Origin of the sequence: Sulfuracidifex tepidarius, from assembly GCF_008326425.1 — an archaeon.
GTDB lineage: Archaea > Thermoproteota > Thermoprotei_A > Sulfolobales > Sulfolobaceae > Sulfuracidifex > Sulfuracidifex tepidarius.
In genome coordinates this window covers 2426234-2440300 of record NZ_AP018929.1, presented here as the reverse complement: position 1 = coordinate 2440300, position 14067 = coordinate 2426234, and the positions used below count along the sequence as shown (strand labels likewise).

At 40.5% G+C, this 14067-nt stretch carries 14 protein-coding genes; 8 read left to right on the top strand and 6 right to left on the bottom strand.

Annotated features, from left to right (window positions below; all coding sequences use genetic code 11):
- Positions 1-204 precede the first annotated feature (204 nt).
- Positions 205-510, bottom strand: a complete 306-nt coding sequence (locus IC007_RS12415; protein ID WP_370685799.1) for an ArsR family transcriptional regulator — start codon at positions 508-510, stop codon at positions 205-207.
- A 213-nt stretch (positions 511-723) separates the two neighbouring features.
- Here IC007_RS12415 and IC007_RS12410 point away from each other — a divergent pair, with 213 nt between their 5' ends.
- Positions 724-1155, top strand: a complete 432-nt coding sequence (locus IC007_RS12410) for a cobalamin B12-binding domain-containing protein (protein ID WP_054845214.1) — start codon at positions 724-726, stop codon at positions 1153-1155.
- Positions 1145-2074 carry a methylmalonyl Co-A mutase-associated GTPase MeaB gene (gene meaB, locus IC007_RS12405; RefSeq protein WP_054845213.1) on the top strand — a complete coding sequence of 310 codons (930 nt, stop codon included), beginning with the start codon at positions 1145-1147 and terminating at the stop codon, positions 2072-2074. The genes IC007_RS12410 and meaB overlap by 11 nt, the downstream gene beginning before the upstream one ends.
- Before the next feature lie 114 nt (positions 2075-2188).
- On the opposite strand, the gene IC007_RS12400 is transcribed toward meaB, so the two are convergent.
- Both IC007_RS12400 and IC007_RS12395 read right to left on the bottom strand, forming a co-directional pair.
- On the bottom strand, positions 2189-2833 hold the full coding sequence (locus tag IC007_RS12400) for a DUF2250 domain-containing protein (RefSeq protein ID WP_149528846.1): 645 nt from the start codon (positions 2831-2833) through the stop codon (positions 2189-2191).
- Complete coding sequence (locus tag IC007_RS12395; protein ID WP_054845212.1) at positions 2833-3423, bottom strand: alpha/beta fold hydrolase; 591 nt, start codon at positions 3421-3423, stop codon at positions 2833-2835. The genes IC007_RS12400 and IC007_RS12395 overlap by 1 nt, the downstream gene beginning before the upstream one ends.
- A gap of 432 nt (positions 3424-3855) precedes the next feature.
- On the opposite strand from IC007_RS12395, the gene IC007_RS12390 reads away from it, so the two are divergent.
- Both IC007_RS12390 and IC007_RS12385 read left to right on the top strand, forming a co-directional pair.
- Positions 3856-5085: an NAD(P)/FAD-dependent oxidoreductase gene (locus tag IC007_RS12390; protein ID WP_054845211.1), complete on the top strand. Its 1230-nt coding sequence runs from the start codon at positions 3856-3858 to the stop codon at positions 5083-5085.
- A 9-nt stretch (positions 5086-5094) separates the two neighbouring features.
- On the top strand, positions 5095-6153 hold the full coding sequence (locus IC007_RS12385; RefSeq protein WP_149528845.1) for a helical membrane plugin domain-containing protein: 1059 nt from the start codon (positions 5095-5097) through the stop codon (positions 6151-6153).
- 159 nt (positions 6154-6312) lie between these two features.
- On the opposite strand, the gene IC007_RS12380 is transcribed toward IC007_RS12385, so the two are convergent.
- Both IC007_RS12380 and ppcA read right to left on the bottom strand, forming a co-directional pair.
- Positions 6313-7128 (bottom strand): hypothetical protein, encoded by an 816-nt coding sequence (locus tag IC007_RS12380; protein WP_149528844.1) that lies wholly within the window; start codon positions 7126-7128, stop codon positions 6313-6315.
- Positions 7129-7130: 2 nt separating this feature from the next.
- Positions 7131-8666 carry a phosphoenolpyruvate carboxylase gene (gene ppcA / locus IC007_RS12375; protein ID WP_054846877.1) on the bottom strand — a complete coding sequence of 512 codons (1536 nt, stop codon included), beginning with the start codon at positions 8664-8666 and terminating at the stop codon, positions 7131-7133.
- 152 nt (positions 8667-8818) lie between these two features.
- Between ppcA and IC007_RS12370 the strand changes: the two genes are divergently transcribed.
- Positions 8819-9271 carry a peroxiredoxin gene (locus IC007_RS12370; RefSeq protein WP_054846875.1) on the top strand — a complete coding sequence of 151 codons (453 nt, stop codon included), beginning with the start codon at positions 8819-8821 and terminating at the stop codon, positions 9269-9271.
- Positions 9272-9429: 158 nt separating this feature from the next.
- A complete protein-coding gene (locus IC007_RS12365; RefSeq protein ID WP_149528843.1) occupies positions 9430-10929 on the top strand; it encodes an NAD(P)H-hydrate dehydratase in 1500 nt (499 codons plus the stop codon).
- A gap of 288 nt (positions 10930-11217) precedes the next feature.
- On the opposite strand, the gene IC007_RS12360 is transcribed toward IC007_RS12365, so the two are convergent.
- Positions 11218-11649 carry a hypothetical protein gene (locus IC007_RS12360; protein WP_054846876.1) on the bottom strand — a complete coding sequence of 144 codons (432 nt, stop codon included), beginning with the start codon at positions 11647-11649 and terminating at the stop codon, positions 11218-11220.
- Between the two features lie 228 nt (positions 11650-11877).
- Here IC007_RS12360 and IC007_RS12355 point away from each other — a divergent pair, with 228 nt between their 5' ends.
- Together IC007_RS12355 and herA are read left to right on the top strand one after the other, a co-directional pair.
- Positions 11878-12414 carry a rubrerythrin gene (locus IC007_RS12355; protein WP_174861574.1) on the top strand — a complete coding sequence of 179 codons (537 nt, stop codon included), beginning with the start codon at positions 11878-11880 and terminating at the stop codon, positions 12412-12414.
- 170 nt (positions 12415-12584) lie between these two features.
- Complete coding sequence (gene herA / locus IC007_RS12350) at positions 12585-14066, top strand: DNA double-strand break repair helicase HerA (protein ID WP_149528842.1); 1482 nt, start codon at positions 12585-12587, stop codon at positions 14064-14066.
- The last annotated feature ends 1 nt before the right edge of the window (position 14067 follow it).

The following is a 14067-nucleotide window of genomic DNA, read 5'->3' as shown; positions in this document are numbered from 1 at the left end:
AAAAGTGGTTTAACTAAAATACTATCTGTCCTTGCCTTACTACTGGTAGGAGAGTTCTTTTCCTTTTTAACTGACTTCATAATGTGGAGAAATAACTCTAATCCTATCTACATATATCCTTCTTTGGCTACTCTAATTCTGGCTTTTTCATCTTTATTAGTTTTTTACTACTATATTACAAAAGTATAGTATAATCCTAAGGTGTTAAAACCTTTTAATCTTCCTCACGACATCCCTTACAAAATAAGCCGACGCTGTGGCTATCACAAGTCCTGCAAAGATGCTGCTCGTATCGTTACCAGAGTAAAATAGAGAAATGATAACGAATAGAACAAGAGAAGATATGAAGAAGGAAGCCAGAAATATTGAATTGGGCAATACCATGCTCCTTATCCTAATGTAATCCTCTAGAACTACCTTGCTAACTATATAACCGTCGTCAACTTCTTTTACTAGTCCTTCTTCTATCAATTTTTTCAAATGATAATGAACTAATGACTTCGAGCTCATGTTCAAATCTTTCTGAATCTTAGTCAGTTTTACAGGCTTTTTTTGTTTGATCATGTAATTATAAATCTTCAGCGTAGTTCCTGAGAGCTCGGTCATCATTAGTAATTAGGCTATGTTACTCAAAAAAGTTTCTAGAATTTATGTCAAATCCATATTATTTATAGAGACTAAATAGCCGAAAGGTTTAAACGTTTTAAAGATTACAGTTCTTCGATGTCTTCGGAGAAAAGAATCAAGGTAGTAGTGGCAAAACTAGGGTTGGATGGACATGATAGAGGAGCTAAGGTAATAGCTAGGGCTTTGAAGGACGCAGGAATGGAAGTAGTCTATACCGGTCTGAGGCAGACTCCAGAACAGATCGTGAAGGCAGCAGTTCAAGAAGACGCTGACGTGATAGGAATAAGCATATTAAGCGGAGCTCATCTGGAGCTCGTACCTCATATCACTAAGTTAATGAGAGAGAACCAGCTAGATGACGTTGTCCTTGTGGTAGGAGGAGTAATACCACCTCAAGACATTCAGACTCTGAAGGATATGGGAGTAGATCAAGTTTTCATGCCTGGGTCTAACTTGAAGGAGATTTCTGAATTCATAAAGCAAGCCGTAGCTAAGAAGAGGGGCCAAAAGGTTGAGCATGCTTCTTGAGAGAGCTCTCAAGGGAGAGGAACTTGCAATAGCCAGGCTGCTTACAAAAATAGAGTACGTTGATCCAGAGGGGTTGAAGGCATTAGAGTACTTAGCAGAGAGGTCCGGCTCGGCTCACGTAGTTGGCATTACTGGAATACCTGGCGCTGGGAAGAGCACAATCATTGGAGCCTTAATCGACGAGTATGTAAGGAGGCATCACAAAGTTGGAGTAGTAATGATAGACCCTTCCAGCCCTTTCACTAAAGGATCCTTCATGGGTAATCGCATAAGGATGCAGGACAGAAGCATGTTGAGTAATGTTTTCATAAGAAGTTTGGCATCAAGAGGTCATTTAGGTGGGGTTTCTGCTGAAGCGTTGATGTTGATAGAGGCCCTCGACGGATTAGGTTACGATAGAATAATAGTTGAGACCGTTGGGGCCGGGCAAACTGATACCGAAGTCGTATCTAGTGTACATACAATAGCAGTGCTTACAGTTCCAGGGACAGGAGACGAAATTCAAGCCCTGAAAGCGGGAATAATGGAGATAGGAGACTTTTACGTTATAAACAAGGCTGATAAACCTGAAGCAGAGGCGTCTTATATCTCTACTAAGTTCGTCATAGATTCAGCAGAGATTAACTTCAGAGATGGGTGGAAGCCAATCGTTACCAAGACCGTTGCAACTAAGGGAGAAGGGATAAAGGAGTTAGTAGACATGTTCGAAGAGCATAAATCTTTCCTTGAGTCAAACGGTATTTTCAGGCGCAGAATTGTGGATAGGAGAGTCAAGATGGTTGAGCTCATCGTTAGAAGAAACATAGATCAAGTTCTTCAGAAGACGATAGATGAAAACAAGAAAGAGATTCTCATGATGCCACTTCTCAAATCAGTTGAGAAAATTAGGGACGATGTAATCGCAAAGATAAGCAAATGAGATTAATAAGGATGTACAGATTTTTGGTACAAATCACAAATTTATAAATATAAAGATCGATGTCTAATTAAATATCTAGAATATGCATGCGCAACTTTTTCTTCTTATCTCTCTTCATTTTCCTATAATTCCCTTTCTCTTCATCTCCCTTACTACCATCTCCCCAGTTCTTGTCAGCCCGTAATATTTATGGTGTGTCCTAGTCTCTTTCTTCGGCTTAGACTTTCTCTCCCCGAACTTTATGACCTTTGCTTTAGCTTCCTCCATTATTCCCATTCTTTCCAACTCCTCAAGTTTAGGTATTATTTCCTCTATTGGTTTGTGGGTAAGTTTAGCGTAAGTTAGGGCATGATCGGCGTTCAGTTGATCAGCCAACGAGACTAGCGAAAGGTAAAGTTCATCAGACTTCAGAAGCGAGATGTACCCTTTTATCAGCATCCTTTCGTCAAGCCTTCTAAGCAGATGATCCCCTATTCTTGTCAGCGTATAGTAAGTATGATGCTTGTGGACTTCAGAACTGAGTTTGTATTTAGCCTCAGTATTCTTTAGAGTCGCACCGTGGACTCTCTCTATTAGTCCTTTCTTTTCTAGGTAATCTAGTATATCAACAACTTCCTGTATTGGAATTTTAGTGTTTAACATAATGGATTTTCCATAGTCCACATTAGCCTTCTTTAAATGTTCTAAAACTTGTAAATATCTAGAATCTATTAGAACATCCTTCAGCTTATCCATGAGTATTTGGTCTTCTTCTGACATCAAAGACCCTTCAGGAATTCCTTTATCTTCTCATTGAAGCCGTTGGGATCGTCTAGATAGCACGCATGCTGTTTCCCTATCGTGAAGAACTTGGACGTCTTTACATACTTTTGGATTAACTCAGCGTTACTCCTGCTCGACACGCTGTCATTAGAGCCCCATATAAGCAGGACCGGTTTTCCATCTAACTTAGGTAATTCGCGTTCATAAGAGGAGACCCCTACAGCACCTACAAGGACAAGGCCACCTACCTTGTCAGGATGTTTCACTGCGAAGCCTAACACGGCCTCCCCACCCATCGATGCACCTAGGATTATTGGCTTTTCGAATTTCGTTTCATCAATGAAATAATTGATGAAATCACTGATGCCTGAGAAAGACCCTGATGATGATTTCCCATAGCCGGGGAAATCTACTGATATAGCCTTAAAACCTGAATCAGCTATTGTATCTATCGTGCCTGTCTCTTTATAGGTATAGGCGTTGAATCTCGCGCCGTGAAATAGGAGGAATGGCCTTCCATTTCCCTTCTCAAGGTAATGAATTTTAGTTCCTTTCACTTCTACGTACTTGTCTTCTAGTGATAACATAATAATAATGTGTACTTTAATGATTTTAAAGTTTTTTTTCATATATCTGTTAATAAAGGATGTATGTTCAAAATTTTACTTATTGTCTATGTTATTATATTAGTTCTATAAAATGTAGAAAATACTTATTTAATAGTATATTGTTATTATACTTGCTTAATACTTATAGCAAAACATAAAATGCTATAAGTTACTAAATTCTACTCGATAAATCGTAAGCTATACTTGATAAATTAAAAGTGAGTGGCTGTCTTAGCTTCGTTGGTTCCAAATTCTCTTTGTCATTTTTAACTATGTCCGAATATTATTAAATATTAAGTTTTTTATATATAAAAAGGCTTATAAAGACAAATAATTACAAAGTTCTAGGTTGTAAAGAGTTTTTTAAAAAGGTTTATTAAGTACGTTAAATGAACATATAAGTAGATAAACATGCCAAAGGTACTTGTACTAGGAGGAAGATTCGGAGGTCTAAGTGCAGCATATACCTTAAAGAGATTAGTGGGAAACAAAGCAGACATAAAGTTAGTAAATAAGGATAGGTTCACATATTTCAGGCCAGCACTGCCCCATGTTGCTATAGGAGTGAGAGATGTAGAGGAGCTTAAGATTGATCTAAGCCAGGCTATGCCTGAAAAGGGGATTCAGTTCCAGCAAGGAGAAGTGATGAAGATTGATGCTCCCAAAAGCACAGTAGTTTACAAGAGGCCCGACGGTTCAATAGTGGAAGAAGACTACGACTACGTAATAGTTGGAATAGGAGCTCATTTAGCTACAGAGCTATTGAAAGGATGGGACCAATATGGATACAGCGTATGTGAGCCGGAATATGCTATGAAGTTAAGAGAGAAGCTGAACGAATTTAAAGGTGGGAACATAACAATAGGGTCTGGATTCTTCTATCAGGGACATAATCCGAAACCGAAGGTTCCAGAGAACTACGTTCCTACAGGAGACTCAGCTTGTGAAGGACCGGTGTTTGAGATGTCATTAATGCTCCACGGCTACTTCATGAAGAAGGGAATGCTCAACAAGGTGAAGATGACTGTATTCTCACCTGGAGAGTACCTATCCGATCTATCAGTTGGTTCAAGGAAGGCTGTGGCATCAATCTATCAATCGTTAGGAGTTAATCTAGTTCACGGCTTCAAGATTAAGGAGATTACAGACAAGGAAATAATATCTGAAGATGGCAAGAAGCTTCCAAGTGACCTTACAATAGTGCTTCCACCATATACTGGAAATCCTGCGTTAAAGAACTCGACGCCAGACCTCGTAGACGATGGAGGGTTCATACCAACTGACGGGAACATGGTTTCAATTAAGTATGACAACGTTTACGCAGTAGGTGACTCTAATTCAATAACCATACCTAAACTAGGATATCTCGCAGTAATGACCGGAAGGATAGCAGCTCAACATCTAGCTAACAGACTAGGTGTGCCTACAAAGGTCGACACATACTATCCTACGATAGTCTGCGTTGCTGACAACCCATACGAAGGATTTGCAGTCTCAGTTAAGGACGACACATGGTATGGAGGAAGCGTAACAGTAGCAGACCCCGCACCAATGAACCACTTGAAGAAGGAACTCTTCACCAAATACTTCATGTGGACTAAAGGAGACATGGCACTAGAGAAGTTCCTCGCAAGTTGGTGATTTTTTTCCATGAATACTCAACTTGATGCTTTAGATAGACTTCTTTCTGAAGAAAAATTAGAAAGCCTAAATAGAGTTCTCGATATAATTCAAAGTGCAGATAAGCTAGGCCTTCTCGATGTGATACGAGGAGTCTTAGATGACGAAGAATATGTAGGTAAGATCTTAGGTGCTATCGTAAACGACAGGACAATGGCACTCGCTACTAACTGGAACAAGCTTCTAGACCTCGTTGATATGTTCATGGACGCTGACACTATCTCCAACCTGAAGTACCTCCTTGGCTTCTTTGGAGACCTAAAGAACAGCGGAATCCTTGACCCCATTCGCGGGATGCTTACTGATGAGGAGTATCTCGGTAAGATCTTAGGTGCTATCGTAAACGACAGGACAATGGCACTCGCTACTAACTGGAACAAGCTTCTAGACCTCGTTGATATGTTCATGGACGCTGACACTATCTCCAACCTGAAGTACCTCCTTGGCTTCTTTGGAGACCTAAAGAACAGCGGAATCCTTGACCCCATTCGCGGGATGCTTACTGATGAGGAGTATCTCGGTAAGATCTTAGGTGCTATCGTAAACGACAGGACAATGGGTCTCCTGAGCAGATGGGGAAATCTCCTTGATTTAGTAGATACTGTGGCTGATGAGGATACTGTAGTTGCGGTGAAGAATGTGTTAGACATCCTGAAAGATCTGAGTAGAAACGGAGTTCTGGACCCAGTGAAAGGTCTGATAAAAGACGAAGACTCTTTAGGCAAGATTATAGGTGCCATGGTAAACGACTTCACAATTAACTTAATGACATACTGGAATCAGATAACCAAGGACCTTGCTACAATAGACTTGAACAACTTCAAGTACTTTACTTACTTAATAAGTGCAACTGGAGAGGCTTTAAAGACAGAGAACGTTAAACCGGTAAAGGGTATGTGGGCAATACTTGGAGAACTTAAGGACCCTGACGTACAGAGAGGTATGGGAGTTGCTTTCGCAGCACTTAGGCAGATAGGAAAGCTATACGATCCTAATACAGGGAAGATAGCTACACAAGCGAAACAGTAAATTTTTCCTTCCCTCTTTTTCCCCTTTTCATCTTTCTCTTATTTTTCTTTCCTTTTTACTAAAACAAGAAGATATTTGGTTCAATATTATTGACGTTCAGTTTGTATAGAAACTCTTACAGATGTCTTAATCTCAAGGTTAATTCTAGATAAGGGAAACCTAGTGAAATATTAGATCTAGTACGCTTTTCTCTGCTGGTAATTCGAACGACTTTATAATGTGACTCCTTAGGTATCTCAACACAGATCCAGTTCTTACTATCCACGGTGGAGAATTCATTACTTTCATGATGTGGATAACTCTCTCTCCTTCTACTGCGAATGCCTTTCCAGGAGAGACAATGAAGGCCAAGTCTAGTGAATCTAGTGACAACGGAGATAGGGCATCGTTATAAGACTCTATGATAGTTACCTCGGGTTGAATTAAATTGGCTACACTCTTGAAGAACTCCGAGACCCTCTCATGGGCATTCAGAATTCTAGATGTGATGTCATCTACACTAACAGGCATGAAAAGGTCTATCATTTTACTCATCTTCTTTGATAACGACTGAACTGACATGTTTAGAATCTTCCTATTGACGAAATAATTATCGTGAATTTCCTTTCCTTGAATTGTGGTTTCCCTCATCAATACGAAAGATCCTTCAAACATGTATCTTTCATATTCCGTGAAGTCGAAGGATAACTTGTCCAGATCCACCGGTACTGATGCAGCCGCAACTGGGTTGATGTACCTAGGATTTAGATTACTCTTCTGTAGATATTTGAGTGCATCGTTACCCAACAGCAAGCCGTGTTTTAGGGATTCGTCTATAGTGTGCTCGCTGTACCACAAGTTATGCCCAGCAACTGGCTTGAAGGGGAATACTGTTTTCTCACCTACTATCTCCTTTATCAGATCCATAAGTCTGAGAGAAAAAGTAGTCTTGCCAGAGTCAAACGGCACAACCCCGCTTACTAAGATCTTGATCAAGTTTACCCTAGAGATCTTCTTACTACTGCCATCTCATAAAGGAAGCGCTTTGCCTCTGCAGTTTCACCCTCTCTTACGGATAATGTGAACATGCTGCTCAGCAGTCTATGTTTCTTAAATTCATAACCGTTATCTTCTCCTATTTTTATCCCAAGGTTGTTCTCCACATACTCTGCGTCTTTCTTTATCTTCCCTATTACTTCATCGTCTATCTTCCATACGTCCTTTAACATGTCCAAGGACTCCCAGTTGAAGAACTTAGATGCCCTTCTCATATCGTCTTTCAGGAACTTGTAGTTGGCGAACACGTTCTCCAAGTCAGCGTCCTTCATTTCGGAGAGAGATGACATCCCTATCACCTCAGGAGGTATACCTATGGAGTAGAACGCTCCTGTGAAGGAAATCGCTCTTGGTAGTGTGACTTTTCCAGTGCTCCTGGAATAACCGAACAAACCTATGTGTAGCTTTCTTGCTCTCCTCCTCGGCATCATAGAAGCTACTTGGTTCACTACCCCAGCCAATGGCTCTATGATGCTTTGATATGACAAGGTGAACTTGTCTGCAACAGATTTAAGGGACTTTTCCACTTCGTAGTCCAGCTCTACAGGCTCAGACACGGGGGAGTTATTTATGTCCTCTACAGACTTTTCTACCAAATCAGGCGGATAATCATATTTATATGCAGATTGTATAGTGAAAGTATAAACTCCGCTATACTCTTCCATAACCTTTCTGTAGTTTTCAGGGTTCATGTTCCCCCTGAAAGGAAGTGACCCTACGCCTATTATAGGGAAGATCTTAATCCCAAGGCTCTTCGACAGCTTACTCAGCTTGCTGAGGGCAACCTTAGCCGAGAGTACTGCAGATATCATTCCGTAGTTCATTGCAGGGTCAGACCTTGCTAGAAAAACTCTCATGTAAGCTGGTTTTATTGCCCTAGCATATCCCCCCGCTATTTCGTCAGCCTTCATCAGAGAGTCCTTGTCCTCTATAAGAGGTATTACCTCTACGCTCTTAGGCTCTATTTCGCCTACCAGGTCTCTGACGTACAGTTCGTCCCATAACCTAACGTCCTGCTTCCCTGCTACAACCTTCTCGTAATATTTAGCTATTCCTATCAACTCTATTGACTCTGTAGTGAAAGGTAGTATTACCTCGAAAACTGGAGTAGCGTTCTTTCCATAGAACTTTTCAGCTACGTCGAAATTGTTGGGTATGCTCTCCAAAGTCTCCGCAAAGACCTTCCTGTCAGCACCCTCAATTCTGGGGTTAGGTAACCTGTAGGTGAGGTAGATATCCTTACCTATCTGCCTTTTCTTGAAAAATTCTGAATATCTTGAAAGTAACTTTCTGATCACGTGAGTATCCACGTCCTTTCCTTCAGCGTCCCACATCACCTCGTGAATATTGTAGTTACTGAACGCCAGAAATGCTTCCGTGATCTCGTCTTCTCCTTCAATGGCTTCTCCTCTGCTCCACTCCGGTACTTTGGCGTTATCGGGGTGTTGAGTGGACATAGTCCTAGGTATAAGTCTCATTTCATTCTTTCTGCTCACTTCGGTTTTTATACTTTTCTCAGCAAACAAGCAATAAAAATGACATTATAGTAATTTATTTCTTTAACTATAGAAGAGCATGTACGAAAGCAATGGAATTCTACTTTATAAGGAAAAAGAGATAATTTCTAGGCATGGAACCAGGTCAAGAAGCTCCTGATTTCGAGGCGGAGTCCTCCAAAGGGAGTGTCAAACTTTCTTCATTTAGAGGAAAGAAAGTTGTACTGTACTTTTATCCTAAATCGTTCACCCCTGGATGCACTAGGGAAATGGAGAGATTTAGTGAGCTTTACGATCAATTCAAACAAAACAACGCTGAGGTTATAGGCGTTAGCGCTGACTCGATCTCTACGCAGAAGAAGTTCGCCGAGAAGTACGGAAACAAGTTCCCTGTAGTAGCTGACAAGGAAAAGAAAATTATAGCATCGTACGGGGCATTGAATGAAAAAGGCACGAGTGCTCAAAGGATAACCTTCATAATCGATGAGAACGGCAAAATCGTTGAGGTACTCAGGAAGATGAAGAAAGCCGAGGAACACGCTGACAAAGCGTTAGAGATAGTGACTAAACTTTCCTCTAGTGGATAAAGGAGTTTTGAAGGGAAAAGGAACCTATATGTTTATGTATTTTTATTTTCTTCTCATGATATCTATTAATTAGAAGACATTTTACCAGATTAGTTTTCCTACTTTCGAAAGGAAAGTAATGTTTTTCCTTTTAATCCGTTGATGTTATACAATATCACATGATATCATCTAAGGAAATGAGGGTTCTCGAAATCAATAGTGAAGCTCTGGGGGTTCCAACTTTACTTCTGATGGAAAACGCAGGGTCGTCTGTAGTAGATGAGATTGAGAAGAAATTTGGAGGATTGAAAGGAAAGAGAATAGTAGTCTTCGCGGGCCATGGTGGAAAGGGAGGAGACGGTTTGGTGGTAGCTAGAAGGTCTGCAGAGGCCGGAGCTAAGGTGAAAGCGATACTTCTTGGGGAGAATAAGCACAAGGACGCATTGGTGAATTTGAGAGCTATAATGGAGATGGACTTCAGCGTTGAAGTAGTACAAATCAAACAGGAGAGTGAAATAGAGACAGAAAAGGCAGACGTTCTCATAGATGCGATGTTGGGGACTGGTCTTAAAGGTGAAGTGAGAGAACCTTTTCGTACCGCAATAAAGAAGTTCAATGAAAGTGAAGGTTTCAAGGTATGTATAGATCTGCCATCTGGGTATGACGCTGACAGAGGGAAGGTAGGTGACTCATCTGTAAACTGTGACTTAGTTGTGACTTTTCATGACGTGAAGAAAGGGATTTCTGACCTCAAAAATGTAACAGTTAGAAAGATAGGGATTCCTCCAGAGGCTTCAATATACGTAGGTCCCGGAGATGCTCTCTTGAACTTACCTAGAAGGGATCCCAAGTCTAAGAAAGGGGACAATGGTAAGGTGTTGGTTATAGGTGGAAGTCATTCTTTCTCCGGGGCCCCTTATTTCTCAGCCATGGCATCGGCTAAGGCTGGAGCTGACCTAGTTTACGTTGCGGTTCCTGAATCCATATCTCGTGTCATAGCGGAGAGGTCTCCTGATTTGATTGTTGTTAGTGTTAAAGGAAACGATTTCTCTTCGTCTAATATGGACGAGGTAATTCCTTGGATCAAGCGGGCAGACGCTGTGGTGATGGGGCCAGGAATGGGTATATCACCTGAAACTCAAGAATTCTCTAGGCAGATGATAGAGAAATTAAAGGAAATGAAAAAGAGGGTCGTCCTCGATGCAGATGCGTTAAAGGCAGCAAAAGATATGAGTTTGAACTATAACTTTGTTATAACTCCTCATGCGGGTGAGTTCGAGATCTTCTCTGGAGTTAAACCCTCTTCTGAATTCAATGAAAGGATATCCCAAGTTATGAATGTGGCAAGCGAACGTAATACGAATGTGTTATTGAAAGGCTTCGTGGACATAGTTTCAGACGGAGAGAGGTTTCGTTTAAACAAGACCGGAAACCCTGGCATGACGGTGGGAGGAACCGGTGATGTACTAACAGGGATAATAGGGACCTTGATGGCTAGAAAAGTGGATTCGTTTACTTCTGCATGCCTTGGAGCATTTTTAAATGGGTTAGCTGGAGCAATTCAATATCAGAAGCTAGGAGAGCATTTGAGAGCCTCAGACGTCATTGAAGCTATACCTGAAGCTATGAATGATCCCATAGGAAGTTTTCAAAAGAAGGTTTATACTAGAATCTTGTAAATTTTAGATTATATTATTTATTATATCAAATTTACTTTTAGCTTGCTACATAAAATAAGATATATGGTACTTACATTTCTGTTGATGGGAATATCTCAATCTTATTAGATTATACATATGAATGAAAAGAAAGAAACTGAGTATAAAGAAAAAAGCAAAACTAAAGCCTAGCCAATTTTATTAGTGTGATTATAGATACAAATTAAAATAAATGTGAAGAAAGTATAGGGACTTTGAATCAGTTTCGAGTTACTTCTTCATCTATAGGTATTGAAGTCACTCATCATTTTACTCTAAACTGACATTGGGGTCATTTAATATTTTTTCATATGAGTCACTTATCTTAGGTATACATGAATTGGCCTTTTCTTTAAGAGATAATTTAATCTCGTCGGCTACTTTCTTCTCAGACAGGAAAGACGAAAGCATGTATATTGTGGAATACTTTACGAAAATGTCTCTATGATTGTCTTCCTTCATAGATTCAATTTCTTTTAACCATTCTAGAAGTTTCTCCTCTCCCAAGTAAGAATTTAGTTTTTCGAATATGCCCCTCGCGTGCCTGAACTCAGTCATAGATTTGTCTCCTATTATCTTAGATTCCTCCGTTTTCCCTGCTTCACTCAACTTCTGAGACGATAACTTCAAGAGAAAATGATCTTCTGAATTTGCTATGAACAGTTCCTTCAATCCCATTTCAGTCTTAGGACCTAACTGCATGCTTAATTAAGGGTTTTCAGCAATAAAATTCTTTTGTAAAAAATGTGTATTCATGGTGTCACAGAGAAACTGAGATAGAGTTCTAGAAAATTAAAATGGAACTATAAATCTTTCAAATCTAAGAACGGGTGAGACAATCTAAATCTCCTAGATTATATTTTTATGTAACTTACTCTACAAACTAATGCTTATATATAGGGAAGAGGTAAGAATAGAATCAGACCCAAAATGGTATCCGAAACTCAGAAAGTAACCGAACTTCTAGGAAAGTTCGCAGTAACAGAAGACAAGGCACACACAGACGAGTACAACAGAGTTGCAATGGCAGCTAAAGCTGAGGGACATGCAGACGTAGAGGCAATGCTGTGTGCATATGCAGCTCAAGAGAAGGATATAGCTGACAGCGCAAGGAAAGTCACAGCTCTCCTAGGAAAGTTCGCAGTAACAGAAGACAAGGCACACACAGACGAGTACAACAGAGTTGCAATGGCAGCTAAAGCTGAGGGACATGCAGACGTAGAGGCAATGCTGTGTGCATATGCAGCTCAAGAGAAGGATATAGCTGACAGCGCAAGGAAAGTCACAGCTCTCCTAGGAAAGTTCGCAGTAACAGAAGACAAGGCACACACAGACGAGTACAACAGAGTTGCAATGGCAGCTAAAGCTGAGGGACATGCAGACGTAGAGGCAATGCTGTGTGCATATGCAGCTCAAGAGAAGGATATAGCTGACAGCGCAAGGAAAGTAGCGGGAGGAGCTTTCTAAGCTTTTTCGCGTTTTTTGCTTTTCATCAACTTTTGTCTTATTTTGTATTTTAGGAACCTATCTCTAGATTAAAGCAGGTAAAGTTCCTTTTCACTTTCCCTTTCATTAGGCTCGGTATTACTTTCCTATTTATCGAAATACAAATAAATGTTCTAAGGTATTATGCATTTATGGATATTGGTTTCGTCATCGGAGAGGCCACCCCACAGGAGGCCTTCATGATAACGTTGGGAAGCATTAGGCTAGGAACTTATGTTGTGATAGAATACGACAACGTAAAGGCTTTGGGGCTGGTGACGTGGCTTACAAGAGGGAGTCCTCTTCTGGATAAGCAAGTTAGCGACATAGAAATGGTTCAAGATATAACCAAAAACAAGGAAAGGATACCTCATTACATAAAAGCCAAGATAAAGATGCTCTGTGATCTGAATCAGGCATGTAAATTACCTACTCTTCCTCCCTATCCTGGAAATACTGTAAGACTTGCAAGTCCGCAGGAACTTGAAAATATATTTTCTGCTGGAGAACTCAGAGTCGGCACTTTAGTAGGCACTGACGTGCCAGTCAACATTTCAATTAACTCCTTATCAAGACACCTTGCAGTGTTGGCAGCAACTGGGTCAGGTAAGTCAAATACGGTAGCTGTATTATCAGAGAGAATAGCGAATCTAGGAGGTAGCATACTTATCTTTGATTATCACGGCGAATATTCGGATAGCGACATAAATAACCTTACTGTGTTAGAGCCTAAGCTGAATCCCCTTGAACTTTCACCGAGAGAATTCGCCACTTTGTTAGAGATCAGATCCAACGCTTTCATACAGTACAGGATTTTAAGGAGGGCTTTCGTAGAAACTACCAAGGCATTTAGAGAAGGACTATCTAAAGGGGAAATCGACCTTCAGAGTTCCACTGAGAAGTTTTTCGAAATGCTCGAGGAATCAATAGATGAAAACAAGGATGAAAAGAAGAAAGATGCGAAAGACGAAGTTATAACCAAGATAGAGGAATTTCAAGATCGTTACTCTGGGATAGTTGATATTCTGACTCCAGATATATCCCAAAGAATCAAAAATGGAACTGTAAACGTAGTTAATCTCAGTTCGATGGAGCCTGAAAGTATGGACGCTTTAGCGTCACATTACTTACGTAAAATACTTGATTCTAGGAAGACAACGAAGAGAGGAGGAAATGGTCTAGCGTTCCCCGTCATCACCGTCATAGAAGAGGCACATATCTTCCTTTCTAAAGACAACGATACCCTGACTAAGACGTGGGCCTCTAAGATAGCCAGGGAGGGAAGGAAGTTTGGTGTGAGTTTGATAATTGTGAGTCAAAGGCCTAAGGGACTGGATGAGAACATATTGAGCCAGATGACCAACAAGATAATCTTGAAAATAGTGGAGCCTAATGATAAGAAATATGTATTGGAGTCTAGCGATAACTTAAGCGAAGACTTGGCGGAGCAGCTATCCTCTCTAGACATAGGTGAGGCAATGGTGATAGGCAAGATAGTTAGAATACCTGCTATAATTAAGGTCGATAGATATCCCGGCAGGCTTGCAGGTGCAGATCCAGATTTAATTCAGGAGTGGAGGGAACATGCTAAAACTAAAGAGATGAACTCCAAATTCGTTTCCTTTGGTGAATGAG